Here is a 26,313-nt window from a genome sequence, read left to right as displayed (position 1 = left end):
ATCAATTTCTAAATGAAATTAGTTCTTATCTGGCAATGCATAAGCCACGAGATAATCACCCATTTTGGTACCGAATGAACCGTGTCCACCCGCCATAATCACCACATATTGTTTGCCATTGGCTTCATAAGTCATTGGTGTTGCTTGTCCACCTGCAGGTAAACGTGCTTCCCATAACTTATCACCATTTGAAACATTGAATGCACGAATATAGTTATCTTGTGTTGCACCAACGAACATCACATTACCCGCAGTCGAAATAGAACCACCTAGACCCGGCACACCAATTTTCACTGGCGGTAATTGGAACAATTGCGGCAAGCTGTCACGAATTGTACCAATACGTTTTTTCCAAACCACTTCATGTGTTTTTAAGTCCACACCAGCAACGAACCCCCAACCCGGTTGTTTACATGGCAAGCCGAATGGAGACAAGAATGGGCTGATATCAACACCATATGGCGTACCATACATCGGTTGCATACCCTGTTCTGTACCAGCACCACGTGCCACAGGTTGACGGTTTGGATCAGCAGGAATCAAGCGACTAACGAATGGCAAGCCAATCGGGTTCATCACCGCAACTTGACGATCTGCATTCACCGACATACCGCCCCACTCAAATACACCGAGGTTACCTGGGAAAACTAAAGTACCGTTTTCAGAAGGCGGTGTATAAATACCATCGTAGTTCAGACGTTTAAATTTCACACGACACATTAACTGATCAAACATTGTGGCACCCCACATGTCTTTATCGGTTAATTTATCTTTCGGTGCTAAATTCAGGTCAGAGAATGGTTGAGTTTTTGAATAGAACTCACCTTTGGTTTGTGGTCCCCATTTCACCGTTTGTGGAACTGGTTTTTCATTGATTGGAACAATCGCCTGACCATTACGACGGTCTAAAACAAAGGCATTCCCCGTTTTAGTCAATACATAAATTGCAGGAACTGTTTGGCCTGATTTATCTTGAATATCCGCCAATGAAGGTTGCGATGGTACGTCCATATCCCACAAATCATGATGTGTGGTTTGGAAATGCCATACCAATTTACCCGAGGTCGCATTAATCGCTAGCATTGAGTTGGCATAACGCTCTTTCAACTCGGTACGATCACCACCCCAGATATCTGGCGTACCCACACCTGTTGGGACATAAACGATATCCAGTTTAGGATCATAGGCAAGCGGTGCCCAAGCATTTGGTGAGTTATGAACAAACTGCGTATCTTGACCTGGCATCGCATTTGGATCAGCTGCGCCTGTATCAAACACCCACAACAATTTACCAGTGTTCACGTCATAACCACGAATCACGCCTGATGGCTCTTTATTCGAATGGTTATCGGTCACTGAACCCGCAATCACCACAGTTGTACCAGAAACCACACCTGGTGAAGTTGGGTTATAGCCACCCGGATACGCATACGGCATGAACTCTTGCAAGTTCACTTCACCATTTTGACCAAAGTCAGAACATGCTTTACCTGTATCTGCATTCACCGCCACCAAACGACCATCATTCACAGGAACAAAGACTTTACGTGGGCACTCGGTTGAGCTCGACTTCTTCGCCTGCAAACTGGTTGCAAACTCAGTGGTGTTGGCAGCATCGTAGTACATCACACCACGACAAGTTAAATGTTGGAAGGTTTTATCGGTTTTGAGTTTTGGATCAAAACGCCATTTTTCCTTCCCTGTTGCAGGGTCAATCGAAATTAAATGTTGATGTGGCGTACACATAAACATGTTATTGCCGATTTTGATTGGCGTGACTTGGTTGGTGGTTTCACCAGAATCATTTTCAGTTCTGAAATCACCAGTACGTAATGTCCAAGCTACTTTAAGATCTTTGACGTTTTTATCATTAATCTGTGTCAATGGAGAATAACGCTCACCGCCCTGACTACGACCATAAGCAGGCCAGTCTTCTGGGGCAATGCCATCCACTGCTTTCGCTTGTGCTGGTTGAGGGGTCTGAATCACGCCATTGATTTCTTGCGGATCATTAAAGATTGCATACACCATCACCACAATGGCAATTGCCAAGGTTGATGATAATGCCACCTTACTCGAAGTGAGGTTATCAATGCCACGCGTTACCGCTGGGATCAATAACCACAAACCTAAAATTCCAAGGATATCAAGGCGTGGTGCGAGTGCCCAGAAGTCAGTACCGACTTCCCAAACACCCCAAACCACACTACCTAACATCAATGCGGCATAGACCCATAATGGACCTGATGCACGTTTATAGAGTTGTACTGCCACAATCAGCAGCAGTACGCCTGCGATCACATAATAAAAAGACCCGCCAATCGCTGCGAGCCAGATACCGCCAACGAGCAAGAACAATGCAATGAGGGCGATAATGATCACCGTCAATGTTCTAAGCCCAGATTTTGAAGCAGATTGATTCATAAGATCACCTTGCATCTTTTATATTTTGGATCCACTAAAAAGATGACTTATCGATTTAATGGTCGAGTTCAAATCACAGCAACTTTGCAGATGCAGCCCATGGAATGAACTTAATCTGCAAAATTGCTCGAGTATCGAAATTAGAAAATCGTTTGGAACTTAATACCGCCAACCCAAGTCTTATCGCCATCTTTCAACGCACCCACATGATGGACATATTGAATATTTGGACGAATCGTCAACCAGTTGGTGGCGTGGATGCCGTAATACAACTCTGTGTTGTACTCCTCATCCAAAAGACCATTGTTTTTGTCATTGGCATGAATGCGTGCAACGCCCAATGCAAGTTCGTCTTGCGGACGTTGATCAAGTAAGCCTTTATAAACTAAACCGACATTTTGCATATCTTTAACAGCATTGGTTTTTGAATCATGCACAGTGACATTGACAAAACCAGTCAAACCACGATCAGACTGACCATCATGACGGGTCAGCTGTTGTTTCGCTGTAAACCAACCACCCTGTTTATGTCCAGTTTTGGCAGGATTCTCAATTTCTGCGGCATCCGCTGTGCTGTAGTAATAACCAAAGCGATACTCACCTGGCAGAGAAAGTGCACCCAGTTTAGGTGTCCACACTACTTCCGCAGGAATAATTGCACCATGCGAGCCATCAGTACTTAGATTAAAACCTTTGCCGCGCTGTAAGTTCTCAGGGTTATATTCATATGCCCCGATTTGTGCATAAAGGTTTGGCTGCAAGTTATATTTGACACGCAATGCCCATTGGCTGACGGGCCAATTGTACCATTGGTCACCCACCCAGTTACCTACTTGCGAGCCACATAAGGCCAAGTTCTGGAAGTCACAGTCAAAGCTGTTGAAGTCTTCACCTTCACCGAAACGACCGACTTTAATATCTAAAGCTTGATCTAAAAATTTCTTTTTGATCCATAGATCGGTTAAACGCCAAGTTTGGCCACGGCCCCATACTTCTTGTACAGAACTTTGGTGACCTTGTAAGCCATCTGCGGTTTGTGACAAAGACTGACCATCACGATAAGTAACAGTGATCTGCGCCTCAGTATCTTGCCAACCTAAAATTTTATTTAGATCGAAGTGTGTGCCCAACGCCAGTTGTCCAGTGAATTCACTGCCATGGCTTGAGTGTTGTTTAGAATCTAAAACCCCTGCAAATTCACCAGTGTAATCAGCAGAAAATTTGTAACCCTGTTCTTGCAACGCAGTGCGTTGACCGTTCCAATCACCAAACAGCCATTGACCATTTGGGTCAAATGCGGAAGAAGCTGCTTGAGTATGTTGTGTGAAAAGACTCAATGATAGAACGGATAAACAAGAAACAATCAAAGATTTAGAGATTGTCATGTTTACGTAACCTTTTATGTTATTGTGTATAAAAGGTTACTCTCATTTTTAAATTACAACTTATTCAAAATGTTAACAATCTGTACAATATTTTAACAATCAGTGATTAGTCGCACATATTTTCTACCATTTGCCCTCACCCAAGCCCTGACCAATAAAGTCATACTTCATTTGCGAACGAGAAAACTTGATTGGACAGGCCAACTGAGGCTCAGTTTGTGATGCATTTTCCGATACAGGCACGTCAACCACCCAACCGCGTTGTTGTGCCATAGGTGAAACTAATGCTTCATCCAGACTGAGTACAGGTTCCACACAAATATCCAAGCTTTGGAATAAATGCTGCCATGCTGCAAAGTCTTGGGTTTTGAACTTTTCTTGCAACGCCTGTTTTACTGTTTGGCGATCTTCAGGATCAAATGAGGTTCCTTTTGCAAGCAACACCGGTAACTCTAAAGCCGCAGCCAAACCAGCCATGAATTGTGGCTCTAAACTTCCCACTGAAAAATAGCGGCCATCTTTGGTTTGATAATAATCATAGAAGCTTGCACCATTCAGCATTCCCGCCTCTGGTGCTTGTGGCGTTTGCCCGGCCAGACTGGCTGAAGCCGCCATACTATTTAAACTCGCCACACAATCCGTCATCGAAATATCAAGATATTGACCTAAACCACTGCGTTGACGTTCAACCACAGCTGCAAGAATACCAATCACAGCATGCAAAGAACCACCCGCCACATCTGCAATTTGAATACCCAAAGGTGGCGGACCACCATCCTGGCGACCACTATGTCCAGATACTCCTGCCAATGCTAAATAGTTAATGTCGTGTCCTGCTCGATCTTTATAAGCTCCTGTTTGCCCATAGCCTGTAATGGAACAATAGATTAAACGTGGATTAATCTCCGCCAACGTTTCATAATCCAAACCCAAACGGCGCATGACATCTGGGCGAAACTGCTCCAACACAATATCAAATTCAGAAATTTTATTTTTGATGAGTTCAATATTGGCTGCATCTTTGAGGTCGAGTGCAATCGACTGCTTATTCCGATTCAGATAACTATGTGCAGTGGCCTGACCATTGGCATAGGGTGGCATAATCCGTACAAGGTCTGGACGCGTCGGTGATTCAACATGGATAACTTCTGCACCCATGTCTGCAAGATACATACTGGCAAACGGCCCTGGTAATAAAGTCGAAAAATCTAGGACTTTCAATCCCTTTAATGCAGATGGCATAATAATTTTTACTCAATTTGTTCAAATTTTCTTTTATACTAGGTGTGGATAAACACAAAAACAATGTCATGTTCAGCCATTTACCTTGATAGTTTCGGCAATTTAACATGTATACAGGGCGCAATTATTTTTCTTGTCAATTGCCCAATTTGATATTTTAGACGGTTATTTAGGTCAATTATCGTGAATAGTAAAGAAACTGAAGGATTCAATATGAGCCGTGATACGATCAGCATCCACTTCGTGAATGCGGCTTTAACAGGTGTTAAACGCCTAGGCATGGACGTTGAAACGTTACTTTCACATGTCGGCATAGAAGCAGAGTTACTGCGCCAACCGAAGGCTCGAATCTCTCCAGAGCAGTACACCCGTTTTGTAAAAATGTTATGGATGGTCACCCAAGACGAACACGTCGGTTTCGATGTACAGCCACGTCGCTTGGGTACATTTGCGATCATGTGCCAATTGATTATCCATTCCAAAACACTCGGACAGGCACTCGAACTTTCATCTCAATTCTACAAACTATTTGGAGATGAATGGTCGGTTAGCTTGGAACGTGACAAACATGAAGCTCGCTTAGTGCCACATATTCCTAAAGCGTTGGATCCAGACCATTTCATTACTGAAAGCATGCTGATGATCTGGCATGGTTTGGCGTCATGGTTAATTGAACGTCGCCTGCCTTTGGAACGTGTTCATTTTGGTTATGAACGTCCAAACCACGCCGATGAATACGATGCATTGTTCTTTGCCCCTGTTATGCAATTCGATGCACCACGTACCGAAATTACCTTTGCTGCTGATTATCTTGATCTTCCCATCCGTCAAGATGAAAAGACTTTAGAAGAATTCTTAAAAGCAGCACCTGCACAACTCTTGGTCAAATTCAAAAATACCAACTCGTTGACTTCGCGTATTCGTGATGTATTAAAGAGCCAGATTGGCGAGGAAATGCCAACACTCAACGATGTAGCGGCAATGCTGTATTTATCGCCACAAACTTTGCGTCGTCGTTTGGCTGCAGAAGGTAAAAGCTATCAAGGCGTGAAAGATGCATTGCGTCGTGATGCTGCAATTCACTTATTACTCACACCAAACTTGACGCTTGAAGATGTAGCGCAACAAGTGGGCTTTAGTGAAACCAGTACTTTCCACCGTGCCTTTAAAAAATGGACAGGTGTTACCCCTGGTCTATATCGCCAATTACACGGTCATCACAACTAATAATGGCAATGTAGTGTTCAATTTATAAGTTGAACACTACTTTTTAAATATGGTAATAATCAAACATAATTCAGCAATGAGCTTGAACGACAATGATTATTAAAAAAGGCGACTTCTCCCACCCTCAAGTGCAAAATTTGATTCATATTCATTTGCATGGCCTGCATCAAAACACACCTATTGAACATAGTTTTGCGTTAGACCTCTCCCATCTCCAAGACGATTCTATAAGTTTTTATACGCTTTGGCATAACGATCTACTTCTTGGTTGTGGCGCGATTCAAGAACTGACACCTCAACATGCTGAGCTCAAATCAATGCGGACTCATCCCGACCATTTACGGCAAGGTGTTGCGAAGCAATTGCTGGAGTATTTATTGAAAGTCGCTCAACAGCGTCAATATCAACGAGTGAGTTTAGAAACAGGAAAAGATGCTCACTTTGATGCCGCGATTGGCCTTTATAAGCAATTTGGTTTTGTCCAAGGTGAGGCGTTTGCAGAATATACTGAATCACCATATAACCAATTCTTTCACTTATCTTTATCAAATAATTCAGTATGAAACAAAATAAACAATTACTTAAATAGCCAGTACCCAATTCCTTTTGGATAAACAGGATATTGCTTTAATGTGATCTGCTCTTCACTCAACCACCGAGCGATATAGCTTAATCCAGTACTTTCCCTACCCTGTATTTCTGGCTGTTTATACAGAGTTTCATCCATAAATTTGGCTTCATATACAAATACAATTTCATGGCCTGATTGGCCATCAAAAGTAAATAAGTTTTCTAATACGCACAAAAGTTTTGCATCAGTCATCTGTTGATCAATTTCTTTTAAAACTTCTCGCTCAACCGCCTGTCTAGAGGTTTCTCCAAACTCAATACCCCCACCAATTGGCCTAAAATAAGTTTCATCTTTACTTGGGTCATAGCCTTGTGACAGTAAAACCTTATCTTGGTATCGAAAAATACAGAGTGCTTTGGTTTTAATGGCTGTCATGGTGTCGCCTTCATCTGCTTTAAAAATCTAGCAGCCTGCTGAGGTGACGTCAGACGAATAAAGTGAATATGTTGATACGCTGGATTTTGCATTAAATCAGAATATTTCTTACGATTTTTAGGATACGATTTAATTAACCAGATAAAAATAGACTCTCTCGACAGCATCAGTTTTAAACTTTCTCGATTATTTGAATTTTCCCACAACTTCTTTCGGCTAATTACTCGCCCCAGTGTACGCTTGGTAAGACGGTATAAATTGATGTGAAATGGATAATCTAGCCAAATTACGGTATCGACCTCTTCCATAATCATCGGAACAGTACGGGTATAAAGTCCATCAATTGTCCAGCCTGTTCGATTGCTATTTTCAGCTTCAAGAATAAGGCTTCATTGGGTGATTCCTGCCAGTCATCCAGCCAAAGTAAATTATCAAGTTCAATGTATTGTAATTTTCGTTTATCTGCCAATTTTCGGGCAAACGTAGACTTACCCGAACCAGTGGTACCAATAACATTAATAAATTTCATTTTTTATTAGCCCAATAAAACGGCAGGTGAGTTTATACAACTTGCATCGACATGTGAATCAGCAGATGCAAGTTGCAAATCAATTACTTATCTCTCGCTGCTTGGATAAGTTTCACTGCATTCGCCCCTGTCACCTGCCAAGTAAGACAACGCACACTGCCACCCATTGGACAAACGGATTCGGCATTTATAGGAATCACTTTCTTGCTGGTGTTTTGCTTGATGATCGTGAGTGCTTTTTGATCATGCGGCATATTAAAGGTCGGTACATAAATATTATTATGCGTGACTGTGGCATTCAGATTAACACCACATGCCGATTCAAAGCCTTCCCACTCACCTTTGGGATTGGTTTTATATTCAACAGGAACTTCGACAATTTTCGCAGTTGGAAATGAAGCTTTCAACTCATCCATTACAGTTGTTCTAAATGCAGGTGTTTTTGAATAGTCATTGACTAACAGTGTATTTTTATCCACCCAACTGACCATACCATCCGAATGTGCCAGCACCTCTTCATCAGGCTCTAGAATAGCAACCTCTTTCGCACCCAAAGTGGCTCTTAACTCTTGTTTAGCCTCATTGTAGCTAAGCTCATTATCTTCCATAAAACGGGTGGTCGTAATCACGCGTCCTGCATAATCATCCACCAGATTACCGCCATCCAGCATTAAATCGGTCTTAGTTCTTTGAATCTGATAATGATCTGCAAAACGGTTAAAACTTTTTTGTACGTCTTTACTCTGCTTCTGTGTCATTGAAGCCCAAGTATAGGTAAATTGCACGGGTTTGATTGGATTGACTGTAGTGAAATCGCGCATCCAGATATCACGCACATCATCCACCAGCAAAATATCTTCTGGAACTTTGCCCGCGAAATAAGGCTTAGTATCTTTATCTACTAGAATCACCACATTATCATTGCCCAAAATCGACTTGGCATAATCAATCTGAAAATTGATAATCCGTTGAAACGCAGATTTATAATATGGATCATGTACAGAAGGTGCAGATAACACTAACAGCATTTTGTCGTCAGCAACTTGATTTGAATACGTTTGGCTCACCTTGTTTTTATCCTCAGCTACATTTTTATTTTCTACATTCTGTCCAGATGAATCACATCCAAAAAGTGACAGGATCAATGCCATAGCGGCATAGTGACGCTTTAATTTTATCATGTCGTTTTGCCCATCTTTTCTGTCAATCATTTACAAGCACTAGTCTAATCGAAGACTGAGCAAGCCACACAGAAAAATACTCAAATTAGGTATGTGCTTGATCAGCATATTAATCAATCAAATTGGCGAAAAACATCAAACTTGCCAATGTTTATCATCATTGCACTGACACTTAAATTGAGTACACTCGATAAACAACAATTTTAAGGTGATACAAGGAAAACCTATGAGCGAGGCCTACATTATTGATGCCATTCGCACGCCACGCGGAAAAGGAAAAAAAGATGGCTCACTGCATGAAGTCAAACCAATTACTTTACTCACATCATTATTGAATGAATTACAACTACGCCACCAACTCGACACGTCAAAAGTGGATGATATCGTTTTGGGTTGCGTCACGCCGATTGCTGACCAAGGTGGTGATATTGCCAAAACCGCAGCGATTGCAGCAGGTTGGAATGATGATGTTGCAGGCGTTCAAATCAACCGTTTCTGTGCATCTGGTTTAGAAGCTGTCAATTTGGCGGCACAAAAAGTCCGTTCAGGTTGGGAAGATGTCGTTGTCGCAGGTGGCGTTGAATCAATGTCACGTATTGCAATGGGTTCTGACGGTGGTCCTTGGGCACTTGATCCTGAAACCAACTTAAAATCTTCTTTTGTGCCACAAGGTGTCGGTGCAGACCTCATCGCAACTTTAGATGGCTATAGCCGTGAAGATGTCGATGCTTTTGCGGTTGGTTCACAACAAAAAGCAGCCGCGGCTCAAGCCAATGGTTATTTCGACAAATCAGTGGTGCCTGTTAAAGATCATTCTGGGGTGCTGATTTTAGAAAAAGATGAATTTATTCGAGGTACTACCACAGTTGAAGGCTTGGCAAAACTGAATGCCAGCTTCGAAATGATGGGACAAATGGGCTTCGATGCCGTTGCATTACAAAAATATCCTGAAGCGCAAAAAATTAACCATGTACATCATGCTGGCAACTCATCGGGTATCGTTGATGGCGCTGCTGTGGTGTTATTGGCTTCTGAAAAAGCAGTCAAAGAGCAAGGCCTAAAACCACGTGCCAAAGTACTGGCAACTGCCTTGGTTGGTACAGACCCAACAATCATGCTCACAGGCCCTGCACCTGCTGCGCGTAAAGCCTTGGCTAAAGCAGGCTTGACTATTGATGATATTGACCTATTTGAAGTCAATGAAGCCTTTGCCGCAGTCGTGATGCGCTTTATCAATGAGCTCAAAGTTCCTGCCGAGAAAGTCAATGTTAATGGTGGTGCAATTGCCATGGGTCATCCATTGGGTGCTACGGGTGCCATGATTTTAGGAACTTTACTTGATGAGCTAGAGCGTCAAGGAAAAAAACGTGGCTTAGCCACATTATGTGTGGGTGGTGGAATGGGGATCGCCACCATTATTGAGTTGGTGTAAGGAGCACAACATGAGCGCTATTAAATACGAAAAAAACGCTGACAATATTGTAATTCTTACCCTTGATTCGTCGGGTCAATCTGCCAACACCATGAATGCAGAATTCCGTACTTCTCTACAAGAAGTCAGTCAAAAGCTCAAAGCTGAAACGGATCTAAAAGGCATTATTTTCCGTTCTGCCAAGAAAACTTTCTTTGCAGGCGGTGACTTGGATGAGTTGATTCAAGTTCAACCAGAACATGCCACTGAGTTTTTCAAAATGATTGAAGAGCTCAAAGGTGATTTACGTACGATTGAAACCCTAGGTGTTCCCGTGGTTGCTGCATTAAATGGTACGGCGCTCGGTGGCGGTTGGGAAATCGCTTTAGGCTGTCATTATCGTATTGCCATTAACGATCCAAAAACCAAATTTGGTTTACCAGAAGTGACTTTAGGTTTGTTGCCAGGCGGTGGCGGTATCGTCCGTATGGTTCGCCTGCTTGGTTTACAGAATGCCTTTCCATTCTTGATGGAAGGAAAGCAATTTGGTGTCGATAAAGCAAAATCACTGGGTTTGGTGCATGACACTGCTGAGAACGAACAAGAGCTTTTAGACAAAGCAATTGCTTGGGTCAAAGCCAATCCGAAATCGCAACAACCATTCGATGTCAAAGGTTACAAGATTCCAGGTGGCGATCCGAAAACACCGGCTGTGGCTCAAGTGCTTGCCATTGCTCCTGCGATGCTTCGCGACAAGACCAAAGGTTGCTACCCTGCGCCAGAGGCAATTATGGCTGCCGCTGTTGAAGGTGCACAAGTTGATGTCGATACTGCTTTGCGTATCGAATCGCGTTACTTCACCCAGCTTACTGTGGGTCAAGTTTCTAAGAATATGATCGGTACCTTCTGGCATGGTCTGAATGCAATCAAATCAGGTGCGAGTCGTCCTGCGGATGTTGCAAAATGGCAAGCCAGCAAAGTGGGTGTATTGGGTGCAGGCATGATGGGTGCGGGTATCGCCTACTCAACCGCGATCAAAGGTATCCCTGTGGTACTTAAAGATGTATCAGTTGAAAATGCAGAAAAAGGTAAAGCTTATTCGCAAAAGCTTCTCGATAAACGTGTTTCACAAGGTCGTATGACGGCTGAAAAACGTGATCAAGTGTTATCGCTGATTACAGCAACAGCAGATGCCGCAGATCTACAAGGCTGTGATTTGATTATTGAAGCGGTATTTGAGAATCAAGAACTAAAAGCCAAAGTCACGCAAGAGGCTGAGCAGTACTTGGCGGAAGGTGGCATCTTTGCATCGAATACGTCTACCTTACCTATCACGGGTTTAGCCGCGGCAAGTAAAGATACCAAGAAATTCATTGGACTACATTTCTTTAGCCCAGTGGATAAAATGCAATTGGTTGAAATTATCAAAGGCAAAGAAACCTCTGCGGACACATTGGCTAAAGCCTATGACTTTGTTCAACAAATTGCCAAGACGCCTATCGTGGTCAATGACAGCCGTGGTTTCTTTACCAGCCGTGTATTTGGTACTTTTATTCAAGAAGGTATGCGTTTACTCGCAGAAGGTGTACATCCTGCCAAAATTGAAATGGCAGCATTAAAAGCAGGTATGCCTGTTGGTCCACTCGCGATTCAGGATGAAGTCTCTTTAACGCTGACTGAGCATGTGGCTGGTGAAACCCGCAAAGCGCTGCAAGCAGAAGGTAAAGATTTACCAAAAACCCCAGTAGATGAAGTGGTACACACCATGATTCATGAGCTTAATCGTAAAGGTAAAGCTGCGGGTGCAGGCTTCTATGACTATCCTGAAAATGGCAAAAAGCATTTATGGGATGGACTGAATCGTTGGCAGAAAGAGAGCAGCATTTCTGAACAGGACATGATTGATCGCTTCCTGTTTGTACAGGCGCTTGATACCTTACGCTGCTATGAAGAAGGTGTTCTAGAGTCTGTGATTGATGCCAATGTCGGTTCAATTTTTGGAATTGGTTTTGCACCTTGGACCGGTGGCGCGATTCAATTCCTGAATCAAAATGGGATTGAAAAATCATTGCAACGTGCAGAACAGTTAGCGGCTCAGTATGGCGAACGTTTTACTCCGCCACAATTATTGAAAGAAAAAGCTGGCAAGAAAGAAATCATTCAATAATTACTTTCTTTAACGCCTCAAATAGAAGCCCGCACGGAACTCCTTGTCTGTGCGGGCTTTTTTGTTTTATCGACAAAATCACAGCAAAACATCTGAGTAATACATCACAATTTATGCTATAAGTTGCAGAATTCAGCTTTATTTTTTGCATCATTGGGAAATCTGTTATGTCTGAAAAACTCTGTCCAGAAACTTCACCTTGGGGTTGGAAAGCATTAATTATCACCACTATTCTTAGTTTTTTGTTTATGGTGATTTTCTATTTGGCTATTAACAATGAACCAGACTATATGCCAATGAACCAAAAGAAAGCAGCAACCCCTGCTGAAATGTCACAATCTTCAATGAGCTCAGAAACAAACGCTCCAGAAGCACATCAGCACAATCACTAAAGTGTTATTGTCAAACATGATAAATCCCGTTTAACATGGATTTATCATGTTATTCGAGATATTCAATGCTTCAACAAAATCGTCAGGCACTGGTCGTTGAAGGCGGTGGAATGCGTGGTGCATTCACCAGCGGTGTCTTAGATGCATTTTTACAGCAACAATTTAATCCCTTTGACCTCTGTGTTGGTGTCTCTTCGGGCTCCACCAATGTTGCAAGTTATCTAGCAGCGCAACAAGGTCGTATTCTCCAGATCTATTTAGATCACTCTCTCCGCTCTGAATTCATCCATTATGGCCGCTTTTTTAAAGGTGGTGACTTACTGGATTTAAAATGGATGTGGGATGCTGTTGAGCAGGAAAATCCACTTAATCAAGAGCATTTATTTGCCAATCATCCTGAATTTTACATGGTGCTTACGCATGCGCTCTCGGGCGAAGCAGCCTATATCAAAGCATCTAGAGATAACATTCTTGATGGTTTAAGAGCATCCAGCTCTATTCCAGTACTCACTCGTCAAGCGGTTGATGTCTTTGGTGAGCCCTATTTTGATGGCGGTGTAGCAGATGCTTTACCCATCCATTGGGCCGCACAACAACATGATGTTTCCAAGTTAATGGTGCTTAGAACACGTCCTAGAAATTATTATAAAGCCACCAGCAAAGGTGATGAGTTCCTTGCAAAATACCTGTTTAAGCAACAACGGGGCTTTGCACAAAGCCTATTGACCCGAACACAACGCTACAATGATTCTGTCGCATTTGTGCGATCTGCATCGGAACAAAAAATTTTGGAGGTTTGTCCACCTGATTTAAAAAACATGGCAGGTCGACTTTCAAAAAACAAAGCGAAAATCCGCTACAGCTATGATGTCGGGATAGAAACAGGATTTAAGGTAATTGAAGACTGGAACAAACTCTAGTTCCAGCTAAATCAGTAAGATAATAAGTGATGGGTACGTTTCTTTTTGGCTTTGTTCGCAATCTCGAAACGCAGTGGAACGTACCCTCGATTCTAAACACGCTTGAGCTTAAAATAATGAAGAATTCAGCATCCCCTCTTGGCAAGCTCTGCTAAAAAGGCGCAAAATCTAGTTTTATATTTTGTTATTTTTGGAATTTATAATGAGTAACCAACCATCCCCACAAAAAGATTCAAATGAAGAAACAGTATTGGGATGGAAATTTGTGATTATTGTCGGGGTGCTCAGTACCATCTTTTTAAGTTTTTTCTATTTGGCTATGACCCAAGAGCCTGACTACATGCCTGGTGCACAGCGTAAGGCACAGCAACAAAAAGAGCTGTCTCAACAGGACACAGGTTCAGCAACATCAGAAGTGGTCACTGAACAGCATCCATAAACAACCTAATGGGTTTAAATTTCCACCGTGATTGGCATCTGCATTCCTATATGTGGGATGCCACATTCATCATACTCATCGCCTTGTACGATAAATCCCAATTGCTCATAAAAAGAAATCGCGTGTACTTGTGAGGACAAATAGAGGCAAGGTCGGGACTGTTCCCGTGCGTAGTCAATAATGTCTAACATGATCATTTGACCAATGCCTTGGCCACGATAGGTTTGCAACACAGCAACACGCCCAACACTATTTTTTTGCAATAAGCGCGCTGTCGCAACCGGCTGATCTTGATCGAAGATGACAAAATGCTGAGAAATCGCATCTTGCTCATCCCATTCGTCTGCTTCTGCAATACCCTGCTCAGCAATAAAAACCTTTTCTCGGATCAATTTTGCATGTTGCTGTAATTGATCCCAACTTCCTCGTTCAACTCGAAGCATATGTTCCTCGGACATCATTAACACTTACAGCCTATATTTTCGATCGGCATTTGATCTTGTAATAACAACTCCAGACTCTGCTTTTCAATGCCATACATGGCTTTCAACGCTTGAATTTGCTGCATGATCTTTGCATCTGGCTGCTGCATCTGTTTACGTTTAGTCGCCAAAATCATTTTATTTTTGCTGGTATGTTCCAAAGATACAAACTCGAATACTTTGGTTTCATAGCCATAGGCTTTCAGCAACAAAGCACGCAAGGTATCGGTCAACATTTCTGCCTGCTGCCCTGCATGAATGCCAAACTGAAGCATCGGTTGTAAGACTTCTGGACTTTGTAATTGTGGACGTAGTTCTTTATGGCAGCATGGGGCGCACATAATCATCGACGCATTTAAACGAATACCTGTATGAATGGCAAAATCGGTGGCAATATCACAGGCATGCAACGCAATCATGACATCCAGTTTTTCTGGCTGATAACTACGTACATCACCTTCAAAAAAGTCGAGATGGCTGAAACCGGCCTGACCAGCTACATTCTGGCAAAACTCAACCAAGTTTGAACGTAGCTCAACACCCGTAATTAAAGGCGTTTTTTGCTGTGCTTGTAAATAATCATAGAGCGCAAAAGTGAGATAGCCTTTACCCGAACCAAAATCCACAATATTCAATTCTTGCTGTGAAGCATCAATCTGTTCATAAGCATGCGAAAAGATTTCAATAAATTTATTAATCTGTTTCCACTTACGCGCCATACTTGGAATGATTTGTCCTTTTTCATCAGTAATCCCCAGATACTTTAGAAATGGACTCTGCTGCTGTACATAACGCTGCTTTTCACGATCATGCTGCTGTTGTTCTGTTTTGGTAGTAGATGCTTGTTTTTTCTGGCTATTTAGCATCGCCTTCTTTTTATTTTTTTTGAGCTGAATATCTTGGTCCAAGCTAAATAGATTGGCCTGTTTACACTGGTTCAATAACTCAGCAATTTTTTCTAAACCTTCATTAATCGTATGGTTTTTGGTCACATCTTGTGTGATATGGTGGTACAAACCAGACAGCATGGCTTGTCCTTGCAGTTCAATCACACGAAACGTTATCTTTTCTAATTGTGCCATTTCACCTTTATACTGACTCAAAATAAGGCGATCAAAGCTTTTATTTTCAATAGATTGCTGGATATCCAAGAAAAACTGCTGTTCTTGTTCAAAAGAAAATTTCGGCGCAAACATAATGAAAACCTAACAAATAGAAACTAAATTTTAAAGCGTCTTACTTTAAAAGGGAAATTGCATTACGATACAGTTGTATTTTTATTCAATCTGAACGCTTGATGAACACAAAAACATTGCTGGACTATGACCCGAAAGAAGAACTGATTAATGCCTATAGTCATGGTATTGGTGCTGCACTGGCTTTAATTGCCTCGATCTTCATGATTATTAAAGGTCAGCATTTGCCGTTGGGGCAATGGATCAGCTTATGGGTCTATGGTTTTAGTCTAGTCCTCTTGCTTGCGAGTTCGATGCTGTATCACTTTGCTGTGGATGAACGTAAGCGCTATTGGTATAAAAAACTGGATCATACTGCGATCTATTATCTCATCGCAGGCACCTATACGCCATTTTTGAGTATCGCGATTCCAACCGCCAAAGCACATTATTTACTGATTGCATTATGGGCAATCGCATTGATCGGCACACTCTTTAAATTGGTGTTTATTCACCGTTTCCAAAAGATTTCTTTAGCGGCTTATTTAGTCATGGGATGGTTGGCTGTTTTAGTCATGGATGATATGCAGCGTTACCTTTCCAAAGATGCTGTACAACTGCTGATTGCAGGCGGCTTGGCCTATACCATCGGCACATTGTTTTATGCCTTAAAAAAGGTAAGATATACCCACGCAATTTGGCATGTTTTTGTGCTATTAGGGGCAGGATTACACTTTTTGGCAATCTACTGTTATGTATTATAAATTCATATATAACATTAAGTTTTCAGGGTAAGACTGCACATTCAAAAGGAATTTTTCAAGACAGTCTTCTGTTTCTTGAATGAATAACATGAAGGTCTTGTATGTCGTCAAGCACTACGACTGCCACCACTGAAGTGGCCAGCAATTCAAAAGTACGAGTATTATTTGCCAGCCTTGTCGGCACTACCATTGAGTTTTTCGACTTTTATATTTATGCCACAGCAGCTGTGCTGATTTTTCCACATTTATTTTTCCCTGAAAGTAGTGACGGCGCAGCAGTACTCAAGTCGCTTGCAACCTTTGCAATCGCCTTTATTGCCCGCCCGATTGGTGCAGCAATTTTTGGACATCTCGGTGATCGCATCGGACGTAAAGCCACATTGGTTGCAGCCTTGCTCACCATGGGTATTTCTACGGTTTGTATTGGTCTGTTACCAACCTATGCACAAATTGGTCTGGCAGCCCCATTGCTGCTTGCTCTATGCCGTTTAGGGCAAGGTTTGGGCTTAGGTGGTGAATGGAGTGGCGCAGTCTTACTGGCGACTGAGAACGCACCAGAAGGCAAACGTGCTTGGTATGGCATGTTCCCGCAACTCGGTGCACCAATCGGTTTTATTCTTGCGACTGGCTCATTCCTGTTACTCAATGCCTTTATGTCTGAACAAGCATTTATGACTTGGGGATGGCGTATTCCATTTATTGCAAGTGCAGTCTTGGTGTTGGTCGGTTTATACATCCGCTTAAAGCTGCATGAAACACCCGCCTTCCAAAAGGTGTTAAATAAACAGAAAGAAGTGAATGTCCCTTTTAAAGAAGTGATGACTAAACATTTTCCAATGTTGGTGCTTGGGACTATTGCAGCGATCTGTACCTTTGTGGTGTTTTACCTCACCACCGTGTTTGCCTTGAACTGGGGAACCACGAAACTTGGTTATGCACGTGGTGACTTCTTGGTGTTACAACTGGTGGCAACGCTTTGTTTTGCTGCCTTTATTCCACTCTCTGCAATCTTTGCCGAGAAGTTTGGCCGTAAAAACACCTCGATCGCGGTTTGTATTCTTTCAGCCCTGTTCGGATTGTGTTTTGCACCGCTATTAGGTTCAGGTAGCCCGATTCTGGTGTTCTTGTTCTTATGTATTGGCCTTTCCATCATGGGCTTAACCTATGGACCAATTGGCACCGTCTTATCTGAAATCTTTCCGACCTCAGTTCGCTATACCGGTTCAGCACTGACTTTTAACTTGGCTGGTATTTTTGGTGCCTCTTTTGCACCTTATATTGCAACTAAACTGGCAGAAAGCTATGGTCTAGGTGCGGTCGGCTTATATCTTAGCTTGGCTTCTATCCTCTCTTTAATCGCCTTCTTACTGATGCGCGAAACCAAAAATGATGATGTGAATAACCAAATCTAAGCATTATTGTTCAGATGATCTGGGTAAAATGATTGCTCAGATCATCTGAAATACCATTCAATCCCATAGTTTTTATCTTATAAAGTTGCTTTTATAACAGCATTCTTCCAAATATTTTTTATGCTAAAATAACCGCCTTCATTTTTCTTTAGACGATTGTGTTATGTACGCAGTGATTATCGTTGCCGTATTTTTAATCAGCTTTTTATATACCTATTTTCGAGGTAAAGAACGATTAAAAGCATCTCGACAATTATTTGACCATTCGACATTTTTAGCACCAGTGAACATGTTCATGACTGGTTTTTCTAAATTGCCGAACCAACCCTTCTTCGACGTGGCACAGTTTCCGGAACTGAAACCATTGCAAGAGAATTGGCAAATCATTCGAGAAGAAGCAATTCAACTGCAAAATCAAATTAAAGCGTCTGAAAAAAATAATGATGCAGGCTTTAACACCTTCTTTAAACGTGGATGGAAACGTTTTTATCTGAAATGGTATCAAGATAGCCATCCTTCAGCTCAGCAACTGTGCCCAAAAACAGTAGCCCTACTGGAAAGCATTCCTTCCGTCAAAGCAGCAATGTTTACCGAACTCCCTTCTGGCAGTTACTTAGGCAAGCATCGTGATCCTTATGCAGGTTCAGTGCGTTATCACTTGGGTCTAGTCACGCCAAATAGCGATGATTGCTTTATTGAAGTCGATCAAGAGCGTTATAGCTGGCGAGATGGCGAAGCAACCGTGTTTGATGAAACCTTTGTACATTGGGCTGAAAACAAGACCGATGAAACCCGTATTATCTTGTTCTGCGATATCGAACGCCCGATGAAATGGGGCTGGGCACAAAAATTGAATTATTGGTTTGGTCGTAATGTAATGTCAGCAGCCAGCTCACCCAATGATGATCAAGACAAAACTGGTTTTATTAACCGTATTTTCAAATATGGTTATGCAGTGCATCACTATGGTCGCGGTTTAAAAGAGCGTAACCGCCCATTGTATTATGTGTCTAAATGGTTGTTATTTGCGGTGTTGATTGGCTTAATTTTATTACCAAGTTTTCTATAGCCCATCTTGCGATAAAAAAAAGAGATGCCTAGTGCATCTCTTTTTTCTTTTAAACAAATCGTGATTAATTTGCTTTTGCGATCTGTGTACTTGCTGTTTGTGCAGCTGCAGCATTGGCAGCTTGAACCGCCGTTTCACCAATTAAAGCAACCTTGGCTTTCTCTTGGCTTTGCGCTGATAATGCAGGGTTCGATGCCACAATACGATTGATATTGGCAGAGTTTGCAGGTGCGATAGCCGCCGTTTGCAATACGATTGGGCGATTACCCGTATCACCTAGTGTATAGCGAATACCAGTACGTGGACTCACGACAGTCGTCACTTCGCGTTTTATTTGCGCTTCAGCGGTATTGGTACCTTTGGCTGCTAATACTTTATCGACAGTCGTGGTTTGTGGCGCATCATTTGCAAATGCAAAACCAGATACCGCCGCACTTGCCAAAATTAAAAGTTGTAATGGTTTTTTCATTGTCTTCCCGCTTTTAATGCGAACTCAATCAAGATCTATAAGTCCAATAATGAAACTACAAAGCGTGCCTCGACTCAAGTAAATTCTCGTAAAAAAAGCAGAGACCAATGCTCTGCTTTTTATTTCAGCTTAATCTACGTCGAAACTTAGATTTTACCGTGACATTGCTTGTACTTTAAGCCAGAGCCACATGGACATGGTGCATTACGACTTTCTGGTACTGGGAATGTATGGTCAACAATTTCTTCAGAAACAGTGACTTCACCTGTTAAGCCATCTACATCATCATGTTCGAAAGACAAACGCATAGATTCAGCTTGACGTTGCTGCTGTGCTTCTAACTCCGCTAGCTCTTCTGCAGTTGGTACATGCACACGAGATAAATCAGTCACCACATCAGATTTAATTACACCCAACATATTTACAAATAAGTTGAACGCTTCTTTCTTGTATTCTTGCTCAGGATTTTTCTGTGCATAACCACGTAAGTGAATCCCTTGACGTAGATAATCCATCGCAGCCAAATGATCTTTCCAATGACGATCAAGTGAATTCAACATGAAGTGACGCTCAAGCATTGCTGCTGATTCATCCCCCATTTGTTCACGGCGTTGACGATAACGTGCAATCACTTCATCAGAAATACGCGCAACTAAACCCTCTTCATCTAAACGACGATCTTGGTCTAACCATTGCTGTACAGGTAATTCAATACCTAAATCAGCATGCAATGCATTTTCTAGGCCTTCAATATCCCATTGATCATGGATTGACTCTGGTGGAATAAAGTTGGCGATTAACCCTTTCACCACTTCCTGATGCATTTCTTCGATATAGTCTTGTAGTGAGCTTTCAGCCAAGACATCATCACGTTGCGAGTAAATGATCTTACGTTGTTCGTTGTTGACATCGTCATACTTCAATAAGTTCTTACGAATATCAAAGTTACGAGCTTCAACTTTACGTTGTGCATTCTCGATTGAACGACTGACCATTTTGTGTTCAATGGCTTCACTTTCTTGCAAGCCCATTGCACGCATCATGGCAACCACACGATCACCCGCGAAGATACGCATCAAATCATCTTCAAGTGATAAATAGAAACGCGATACACCTGGGTCACCTTGACGACCTGCACGACCACGCAACTGGTTATCAATACGACGAGATTCATGACGCTCAGAACCAATGATATGTAAACCACCCGAACTTAAAACGTCTTCGTGATCTTTTTCCCATTGCGCTTGTAAACGTGCTTCATCTTCAGGGGTTGGGTTTTCAATTTTGGCAAGTTTAGCTTTCCAGTTACCACCCAGCAAAATATCCGTACCACGACCCGCCATGTTGGTTGCGATGGTCACGGCATTTGGACTACCCGCTTGCGCAATAATATCCGCCTCACGCTCATGCTGCTTCGCATTCAGAACTTCGTGATGGATACCAGCTTGTAATAACTTAGAAGAAAGAATTTCACTCGCTTCAATGGTTGCCGTACCAATCAAGATTGGTGCAACACCTTGCTGACGAATATTGGTAATTTCTTCAATAATTGCAGTGTATTTACCATTACGGTTTAAATAGATTAAGTCGTTATGATCAACACGTACCATTGGGCGGTGTGTCGGAATAATCACGACATCTAAACCATAAATTTCTTTCATTTCTGAAGCTTCGGTATCGGCAGTACCGGTCATACCAGAAAGCTTTTTATACAGACGGAAATAATTCTGGAAAGTTGTGGTTGCAAGTGTTTGGTTTTCAGGTTGAATTTCCATGTTTTCTTTGGCTTCAACCGCTTGGTGCAAACCTTCTGACCAACGACGACCAGGCATGGTACGCCCCGTGCTCTCATCCACAATAATGACTTCTTCTTTTTGAGTCTGTGGATTCACACCAATGATGTAGTGCACGTTCTTTTGATAGAGATAATGCGCACGAATCGCAGCAGTGACATGGTGAACCAAATTTAAATTGGTTGCTGAATACAGGCTTTCACCTTCAGCCAACAGCCCCATTTCAATCAGTTTCTGCTCAACCGTTTCATAACCCACTTCCGTCATTTCAACTGAACGTTGTTTCTCGTCCACCCAGAAATGTCCACCATCAGCTACTTTCTCTTCTTTTTGAGGGCGCAACGTTGGAGGAATACTGTTAATCAGTTGATAAAGCTGCGATGAATCTTCACTTTGACCAGAAATGATCAATGGTGTACGCGCTTCATCAATTAAAATTGAGTCAACTTCATCGATAATGGCATAGCTTAAACCACGTTGTTTTTTCTCTTGTAGAGAAAACACCATGTTGTCACGTAGATAATCGAAACCAAATTCGTTGTTGGTACCATAAGTGATATCAGCGATATAGGCTTGTGCTTTTTCATCAGGCATCTGCATGGAGTAAATCACGCCAATACTGAGACCTAAGAATTCGAATAATGGACGGTTCAACTCAGCATCACGTTGTGCCAAGTAATCATTCACAGTAATCACGTGAACGCCGTTACCACTTAACGCATTGAGATAACAAGCCAAAGTACCCATCAAGGTTTTACCTTCACCTGTACGCATTTCAGCAATTTTACCTTCGTGTAAGGTAATACCACCGATGAGCTGCACGTCATAATGACGCATACCCATGACACGTTTTGCTGCTTCACGGCACACCGCAAAAGCTTCTGGTAATAATTTATCTAAACTTTCGCCATTATTAAAACGTTGTTTGAATTCTGGAGTTTTTGCAGAGAGGTCTGCATCGTTAAGAGCAGATATCGTCGGTTCAAGCGCATTGATTTGTTCAACAATTTTACGCATGCGTTTGAGCTCGCGCTCATTTTTTGTACCGAAGATACCTCCGATCAGACTTGCCAACATGAATAAACTCTCTAATCCTGTTTGTTATAAGGTTTGTCAAATTCAACAAACCCTAGGTCGGTTAATTTTTTCTTAGCTGTTATTATGGAGTCAGAAATAAGAACTACAAGTGCTTTGCATCCAAACAGGTAAAAAAATCTGCGAGGCGATTCTGACATTACACAACCAAAGAGCGTTAATGTAGCAAATTTGCCCTGAACTTACATCGATTTGAATGTGTATTTCTGATCATTTTTTAGCATAGCCAACACTCAATATCTCAAAAACTCATAACAAAATGAAAAAACAATCTTTTTATTTATAAAGTAGATGCTGCATATTGGATACAGACAAAAACATAAAGAATGTATTGAGGACTGATCATGACACTACGTTTAGGCGACATTGCCCCGAATTTCCAGCAACAATCAAGTGAAGGTAACATTGATTTTTATGAATTTTTAGGTGATGGTTGGGGGATTTTATTTTCACACCCAGCAGACTTTACGCCTGTCTGCACCACAGAGCTTGGCTTCACTGCAAAACTCAAAGATGAATTTAGCAAGCGTGGTGTCAAAGCGATTGCTCTTTCGGTTGATGATGTTGAATCACATCACAGCTGGATTCAGGACATTAATGAAACACAGAATACGACTGTTAATTTTCCAATCATTGCGGATAAAGACCGTAAAGTGTCTGAGCTCTATGATTTTATCCATCCAAATGCCAGTGAAACCTTAACAGTACGTTCTTTGGTGATTATTGATCCAAATAAAAAAGTTCGCTTGATTATTACTTATCCAGCCTCAACAGGTCGTAACTTTAATGAAGTATTGCGTGTAGTTGATTCACTGCAATTGACAGACAAGCATAAAGTAGCAACCCCTGCGAACTGGCAACATGGTGAAGATGTGGTCATTGTTCCTTCATTGAAAGATGAGGAAGAAATCAAACAACGCTTCCCTAAAGGCTATAAAGCAGTTAAACCTTATTTAAGATTAACCCCACAGCCTGAGTGAGGACCAAACGAGCAACGCTCGTTCCCGAGAAGCGACTAAAGCTCCGTAAGAAGACGAACAGCTATGCTGTGAGTTAAGGCTGTACAAGACAAACGGAGTACCTAAAAGATAGAACAAAGTCATAATAAAATAATATTCAAACTGAATAACATGCATCTCAGCCTATCCCCTAGATAGGCTTTTTTATATCCAAGCTAAAATTGTTTTGGTATTTCTGAATCAATCGGTTATAAAAATAATTCGATCCGCCACACAATAAAAAAAGCATCATGATCTACAATATCCATCATCTGCATTGTGGCAGTTTCTGCCCGACTTGCGCGCCATTGTTTGGACAAAAAGGCTGGAAAGCTCATCTGGTCTGTCATTGTCTATTGATTGAAACTGATCGTGGCTTAGTCTTAATTGATACTGGCTTAGGGCTTCAAGACTATTTGCACACGGAACAACGCTTGGGCCGTTTACTTAAACAGTTTGGCTCAATTGTCCCGAATTTAAAACTCACCGCCATCCAACAAATTCAACAGCTCGGGTTTAATCCCAATGATGTAAAACATATTTTTGTGACCCATCTGGATTTTGACCATGCAGGCGGAATTTCCGATTTCCCCAATGCCACAGTGCACCTTTTAGCCGCAGAGTTTAATGCCACACAATCGCTTACCGCCAAAGGCAAGCTTCGTTATAAAACCGAGCAATTTAAACAACATCGATACTGGAACTTTGCCGAACATAGCGAAGGCGAATCTTGGTTTAATCTACAAAAAGTCAAAGGATTGGCTCTATTTCAAGATGAAATCCTGATGATTCCCATGATAGGACACACAGCTGGACATTGTGGTATTGCCATTAAGAAGTCTGATGGCTGGATTTTATTCTGTGGTGATGCTTATTACACCCATTTAGAACTCAATCCGAAAAATAAACTCAGAGCGCTAGACCTGACTGAGCGATTATTGGCCGAAGACAACCAACTCCGTCTGCAAAACCTGAAACAGTTACAATATCTCGCTCAACATGAGCCAAGCATTGAGTTAATTTGTGCGCACGATCCAGTCGAATTCAATCGTTATCAGTCAAGCCTATGAAAAAAACACTCATTACCGTTGCTCTTGTTTCAACCTTAACACTTGGCGGGTGTATGAAACACCCAAGTTTGGATGATGAGCAACGTCCAAAAAACTGGGGCACACTGATCTCCAATACGCATAATTTTTATCAAATCAGTAATGATGTGTTCCGCAGTGATCAGCCTAGCAATGCATTAATCCCAACGTTAAAGCAGTATCAAATCGACACAGTGATTAATTTACGCGCTAGAAATGAAGATGCTAAGGTTTTAAAAGATCAACCCTTTAATCTTGTACATATTCCGATTTATACCTGGGCGATTAATCGTGAAGACCTGTTACATACGATGCAGGCCATTCAAACTGCCAAACAAAAGAATCATAAAATTTTAGTCCATTGTTATCATGGATCTGACCGTACCGGTGCAACCATTGCCATGTATCGTATTATTTTTGAAAACTGGTCGATTGAAGATGCCGTAAAAGAAATGAAACAAGGCGGATATGGCTTCCATGTGATCTGGAAAAATATCGATCACTTATTTACCCCTGAAAACGTAAAATGGATTCAAGAGCAACTGTCGAACCCATCTCGTTAAAATATTGGATTTATTGTAGATGAAGCTCTATTTACGAAGAAATAGAGCCTATTAAACAAACGAATTTATCCAGTTATTATCGAGCAGCCTGCAAAGCATATTGCTCAAAATTGCATAACCATCCAGTACTTTTTATTTAAACGTCTAATTTTCAAAAGCCGAATGAGCCAGCAATACCTTCAAAACCTCAGAATCACCGCCATCACTGTCGGTGACCAATAAAAATACTTCGCCATCAGATCGCGACTCTAGCCAAGTAATCCCTTCAACTTTCAATGGTCGCGTTTTACCTTCTACATCCTGAATCAGATGACTGGATAACGCTTGACCATCTGGCGAAAACAGCAAAATAAAACTACCTAACACCTCACCATCATCATAGGTATTTAATGTTTGCTCAACCGCAGCCGTGGCAACAATTAGATTTTTATCCACAAAAAAATAGGCATCGGAAATCCCACTCGCAGCCCCCTCAATCTCAGGTAAGTTGAGACTAAGCGAGTTGATAAGTGCATTTTCTAACGATTTACCTTGTTGCATTTTGGCTAAATCAAAGACTAAAACACCATGATGGCGATTAATATTGCCACGTTGAAAGATATAGAGATGACGATGGTCTGAACATACTGCTTCTATATTGAGATCAGCCCCACCCGTTAATTCAGCGCTGCTTTCTAAAAAGTGATAATCAACTGCATCCAGAAAAATGCTGATTTGATTATTAGATGGATTATAAAGTAATGCTTGTTTCCGATTTTCTGTAGAACCCGCCCCCATAATCAATAATTGCGGCTGTTCATTAAAGATGAGACAGGTTAATGCTTCAAAGTCAGGTTTTTTTTCTTTACTTAACGCAATTAGCAGTATGGGTTCAGACGATTCAGATAACGGGACTTTTTCAAAAACCGTTGCACTGAGCAGGCTATTGTTTCGATTGGTTTTGAGTAAGTAACGAACATCATCACCCACAAAATAAATGTCCTCACCCACGCAAGCAACACCAGATAGTGCGCTAATCGCAGAACCATGTTCAAAAATAAACTGTTCTAATATCCAAACATCAGTATTTATATTCACGTTGC

Annotated in this window: 23 protein-coding genes and 1 pseudogene; 13 read left to right on the top strand and 11 right to left on the bottom strand. The window is 41.7% G+C overall.

The features are described from left to right. Positions 1–18: 18 nt before the first annotated feature. From MMO42_RS09905 to MMO42_RS09895, 3 genes are all read right to left on the bottom strand, one after another. The gene (locus tag MMO42_RS09905) at positions 19–2,424 is read right to left on the bottom strand and encodes a glucose/quinate/shikimate family membrane-bound PQQ-dependent dehydrogenase (RefSeq protein ID WP_241320405.1); all 2,406 of its coding nucleotides are present in this window, start codon (positions 2,422–2,424) and stop codon (positions 19–21) included. 140 nt (positions 2,425–2,564) lie between these two features. Further along, a complete protein-coding gene (locus tag MMO42_RS09900) occupies positions 2,565–3,788 on the bottom strand; it encodes a carbohydrate porin (RefSeq protein ID WP_241320539.1) in 1,224 nt (407 codons plus the stop codon). Between the two features lie 144 nt (positions 3,789–3,932). Beyond that, on the bottom strand, positions 3,933–5,051 hold the full coding sequence (locus tag MMO42_RS09895) for a CaiB/BaiF CoA-transferase family protein (RefSeq protein ID WP_241320404.1): 1,119 nt from the start codon (positions 5,049–5,051) through the stop codon (positions 3,933–3,935). Positions 5,052–5,264: 213 nt separating this feature from the next. Here MMO42_RS09895 and MMO42_RS09890 point away from each other — a divergent pair, with 213 nt between their 5' ends. After that, positions 5,265–6,278, top strand: coding sequence for an AraC family transcriptional regulator (locus tag MMO42_RS09890; RefSeq protein ID WP_004652394.1), 1,014 nt, complete (start codon positions 5,265–5,267; stop codon positions 6,276–6,278). A gap of 92 nt (positions 6,279–6,370) precedes the next feature. Further along, positions 6,371–6,841 carry a GNAT family N-acetyltransferase gene (locus tag MMO42_RS09885; RefSeq protein ID WP_241320403.1) on the top strand — a complete coding sequence of 157 codons (471 nt, stop codon included), beginning with the start codon at positions 6,371–6,373 and terminating at the stop codon, positions 6,839–6,841. 14 nt (positions 6,842–6,855) lie between these two features. Here the strand turns inward: MMO42_RS09885 and MMO42_RS09880 are convergent, their stop codons facing one another. The 3 genes and pseudogenes from MMO42_RS09880 to MMO42_RS09870 all read right to left on the bottom strand — a co-directional run bounded on the left by MMO42_RS09880 (position 6,856) and on the right by MMO42_RS09870 (position 8,994). Further along, positions 6,856–7,284 (bottom strand): NUDIX hydrolase, encoded by a 429-nt coding sequence (locus MMO42_RS09880; RefSeq protein ID WP_241320402.1) that lies wholly within the window; start codon positions 7,282–7,284, stop codon positions 6,856–6,858. Beyond that, positions 7,281–7,813: pseudogene (locus MMO42_RS09875) on the bottom strand (adenylate kinase). Before MMO42_RS09875 ends, MMO42_RS09880 begins: the two are co-directional and overlap by 4 nt. 83 nt (positions 7,814–7,896) lie before the next feature. Further along, positions 7,897–8,994 carry an agmatine deiminase family protein gene (locus MMO42_RS09870; protein WP_241320401.1) on the bottom strand — a complete coding sequence of 366 codons (1,098 nt, stop codon included), beginning with the start codon at positions 8,992–8,994 and terminating at the stop codon, positions 7,897–7,899. A 226-nt stretch (positions 8,995–9,220) separates the two neighbouring features. Here MMO42_RS09870 and MMO42_RS09865 point away from each other — a divergent pair, with 226 nt between their 5' ends. The 5 genes from MMO42_RS09865 (at position 9,221) to MMO42_RS09845 (ending at position 14,323) form a co-directional block, all read left to right on the top strand. Then, a complete protein-coding gene (locus tag MMO42_RS09865; protein ID WP_241320400.1) occupies positions 9,221–10,426 on the top strand; it encodes an acetyl-CoA C-acetyltransferase in 1,206 nt (401 codons plus the stop codon). Between the two features lie 10 nt (positions 10,427–10,436). Beyond that, positions 10,437–12,572, top strand: coding sequence for a 3-hydroxyacyl-CoA dehydrogenase NAD-binding domain-containing protein (locus MMO42_RS09860; protein WP_241320399.1), 2,136 nt, complete (start codon positions 10,437–10,439; stop codon positions 12,570–12,572). Positions 12,573–12,739: 167 nt separating this feature from the next. Further along, positions 12,740–12,964, top strand: a complete 225-nt coding sequence (locus tag MMO42_RS09855) for a hypothetical protein (RefSeq protein WP_241320398.1) — start codon at positions 12,740–12,742, stop codon at positions 12,962–12,964. Between the two features lie 65 nt (positions 12,965–13,029). Then, on the top strand, positions 13,030–13,884 hold the full coding sequence (locus MMO42_RS09850) for a patatin family protein (RefSeq protein ID WP_241320397.1): 855 nt from the start codon (positions 13,030–13,032) through the stop codon (positions 13,882–13,884). A gap of 202 nt (positions 13,885–14,086) precedes the next feature. Further along, complete coding sequence (locus MMO42_RS09845) at positions 14,087–14,323, top strand: hypothetical protein (RefSeq protein ID WP_241320396.1); 237 nt, start codon at positions 14,087–14,089, stop codon at positions 14,321–14,323. A gap of 14 nt (positions 14,324–14,337) precedes the next feature. Here the strand turns inward: MMO42_RS09845 and MMO42_RS09840 are convergent, their stop codons facing one another. After that, a complete protein-coding gene (locus tag MMO42_RS09840; RefSeq protein ID WP_241320538.1) occupies positions 14,338–14,766 on the bottom strand; it encodes a GNAT family N-acetyltransferase in 429 nt (142 codons plus the stop codon). A gap of 17 nt (positions 14,767–14,783) precedes the next feature. Beyond that, a complete protein-coding gene (locus tag MMO42_RS09835; RefSeq protein WP_241320395.1) occupies positions 14,784–16,001 on the bottom strand; it encodes a methyltransferase in 1,218 nt (405 codons plus the stop codon). A gap of 101 nt (positions 16,002–16,102) precedes the next feature. Here MMO42_RS09835 and MMO42_RS09830 point away from each other — a divergent pair, with 101 nt between their 5' ends. From MMO42_RS09830 to lpxO, 3 genes are all read left to right on the top strand, one after another. Continuing rightward, on the top strand, positions 16,103–16,744 hold the full coding sequence (locus MMO42_RS09830) for a hemolysin III family protein (RefSeq protein ID WP_241320394.1): 642 nt from the start codon (positions 16,103–16,105) through the stop codon (positions 16,742–16,744). Positions 16,745–16,845: 101 nt separating this feature from the next. Then, a complete protein-coding gene (locus MMO42_RS09825; RefSeq protein WP_241320393.1) occupies positions 16,846–18,156 on the top strand; it encodes an MFS transporter in 1,311 nt (436 codons plus the stop codon). 163 nt (positions 18,157–18,319) lie between these two features. Then, positions 18,320–19,225, top strand: a complete 906-nt coding sequence (gene lpxO / locus MMO42_RS09820; protein WP_241320392.1) for a lipid A hydroxylase LpxO — start codon at positions 18,320–18,322, stop codon at positions 19,223–19,225. 64 nt (positions 19,226–19,289) lie between these two features. Here lpxO and MMO42_RS09815 read toward each other — a convergent pair whose 3' ends face one another. Further along, a complete protein-coding gene (locus MMO42_RS09815; RefSeq protein ID WP_241320391.1) occupies positions 19,290–19,694 on the bottom strand; it encodes a hypothetical protein in 405 nt (134 codons plus the stop codon). Positions 19,695–19,840: 146 nt separating this feature from the next. Next, positions 19,841–22,564: a preprotein translocase subunit SecA gene (secA, locus tag MMO42_RS09810; RefSeq protein ID WP_241320390.1), complete on the bottom strand. Its 2,724-nt coding sequence runs from the start codon at positions 22,562–22,564 to the stop codon at positions 19,841–19,843. A 362-nt stretch (positions 22,565–22,926) separates the two neighbouring features. Here secA and MMO42_RS09805 point away from each other — a divergent pair, with 362 nt between their 5' ends. From MMO42_RS09805 to MMO42_RS09795, 3 genes are all read left to right on the top strand, one after another. Next, positions 22,927–23,562 (top strand): peroxiredoxin, encoded by a 636-nt coding sequence (locus tag MMO42_RS09805; RefSeq protein WP_005296677.1) that lies wholly within the window; start codon positions 22,927–22,929, stop codon positions 23,560–23,562. Between the two features lie 269 nt (positions 23,563–23,831). After that, entirely contained in the window at positions 23,832–24,650 is an 819-nt protein-coding gene (locus MMO42_RS09800; protein ID WP_241320389.1) for an MBL fold metallo-hydrolase, read from the top strand. Further along, positions 24,647–25,231: a dual specificity protein phosphatase family protein gene (locus MMO42_RS09795; RefSeq protein ID WP_241320388.1), complete on the top strand. Its 585-nt coding sequence runs from the start codon at positions 24,647–24,649 to the stop codon at positions 25,229–25,231. The genes MMO42_RS09800 and MMO42_RS09795 overlap by 4 nt, the downstream gene beginning before the upstream one ends. A gap of 144 nt (positions 25,232–25,375) precedes the next feature. Here MMO42_RS09795 and MMO42_RS09790 read toward each other — a convergent pair whose 3' ends face one another. Further along, entirely contained in the window at positions 25,376–26,302 is a 927-nt protein-coding gene (locus MMO42_RS09790; protein ID WP_241320537.1) for a hypothetical protein, read from the bottom strand. Positions 26,303–26,313: the final 11 nt, after the last annotated feature.

Origin of the sequence: Acinetobacter sp. ANC 3882 (assembly GCF_022549545.1) — a bacterium.
Classification (GTDB): Bacteria; Pseudomonadota; Gammaproteobacteria; order Pseudomonadales; family Moraxellaceae; genus Acinetobacter.
This window is presented reverse-complemented; position numbering and strand designations above follow the sequence as displayed.

Coding starts and splice junctions, on each gene's coding strand:
- MMO42_RS09905 (WP_241320405.1), bottom strand. CDS start 2,424: ATGAATCAATCTGCTTCAAAATCTGGGCTTAGAACATTGACGGTGATC.
- MMO42_RS09895 (WP_241320404.1), bottom strand. CDS start 5,051: ATGCCATCTGCATTAAAGGGATTGAAAGTCCTAGATTTTTCGACTTTA.
- MMO42_RS09890 (WP_004652394.1), top strand. CDS start 5,265: ATGAGCCGTGATACGATCAGCATCCACTTCGTGAATGCGGCTTTAACA.
- MMO42_RS09885 (WP_241320403.1), top strand. CDS start 6,371: ATGATTATTAAAAAAGGCGACTTCTCCCACCCTCAAGTGCAAAATTTG.
- MMO42_RS09880 (WP_241320402.1), bottom strand. CDS start 7,284: ATGACAGCCATTAAAACCAAAGCACTCTGTATTTTTCGATACCAAGAT.
- MMO42_RS09870 (WP_241320401.1), bottom strand. CDS start 8,994: ATGATAAAATTAAAGCGTCACTATGCCGCTATGGCATTGATCCTGTCA.
- MMO42_RS09865 (WP_241320400.1), top strand. CDS start 9,221: ATGAGCGAGGCCTACATTATTGATGCCATTCGCACGCCACGCGGAAAA.
- MMO42_RS09860 (WP_241320399.1), top strand. CDS start 10,437: ATGAGCGCTATTAAATACGAAAAAAACGCTGACAATATTGTAATTCTT.
- MMO42_RS09855 (WP_241320398.1), top strand. CDS start 12,740: ATGTCTGAAAAACTCTGTCCAGAAACTTCACCTTGGGGTTGGAAAGCA.
- MMO42_RS09850 (WP_241320397.1), top strand. CDS start 13,030: ATGCTTCAACAAAATCGTCAGGCACTGGTCGTTGAAGGCGGTGGAATG.
- MMO42_RS09845 (WP_241320396.1), top strand. CDS start 14,087: ATGAGTAACCAACCATCCCCACAAAAAGATTCAAATGAAGAAACAGTA.
- MMO42_RS09840 (WP_241320538.1), bottom strand. CDS start 14,766: ATGCTTCGAGTTGAACGAGGAAGTTGGGATCAATTACAGCAACATGCA.
- MMO42_RS09835 (WP_241320395.1), bottom strand. CDS start 16,001: ATGTTTGCGCCGAAATTTTCTTTTGAACAAGAACAGCAGTTTTTCTTG.
- MMO42_RS09830 (WP_241320394.1), top strand. CDS start 16,103: ATGAACACAAAAACATTGCTGGACTATGACCCGAAAGAAGAACTGATT.
- MMO42_RS09825 (WP_241320393.1), top strand. CDS start 16,846: ATGTCGTCAAGCACTACGACTGCCACCACTGAAGTGGCCAGCAATTCA.
- lpxO (WP_241320392.1), top strand. CDS start 18,320: ATGTACGCAGTGATTATCGTTGCCGTATTTTTAATCAGCTTTTTATAT.
- MMO42_RS09815 (WP_241320391.1), bottom strand. CDS start 19,694: ATGAAAAAACCATTACAACTTTTAATTTTGGCAAGTGCGGCGGTATCT.
- secA (WP_241320390.1), bottom strand. CDS start 22,564: ATGTTGGCAAGTCTGATCGGAGGTATCTTCGGTACAAAAAATGAGCGC.
- MMO42_RS09805 (WP_005296677.1), top strand. CDS start 22,927: ATGACACTACGTTTAGGCGACATTGCCCCGAATTTCCAGCAACAATCA.
- MMO42_RS09800 (WP_241320389.1), top strand. CDS start 23,832: ATGATCTACAATATCCATCATCTGCATTGTGGCAGTTTCTGCCCGACT.
- MMO42_RS09795 (WP_241320388.1), top strand. CDS start 24,647: ATGAAAAAAACACTCATTACCGTTGCTCTTGTTTCAACCTTAACACTT.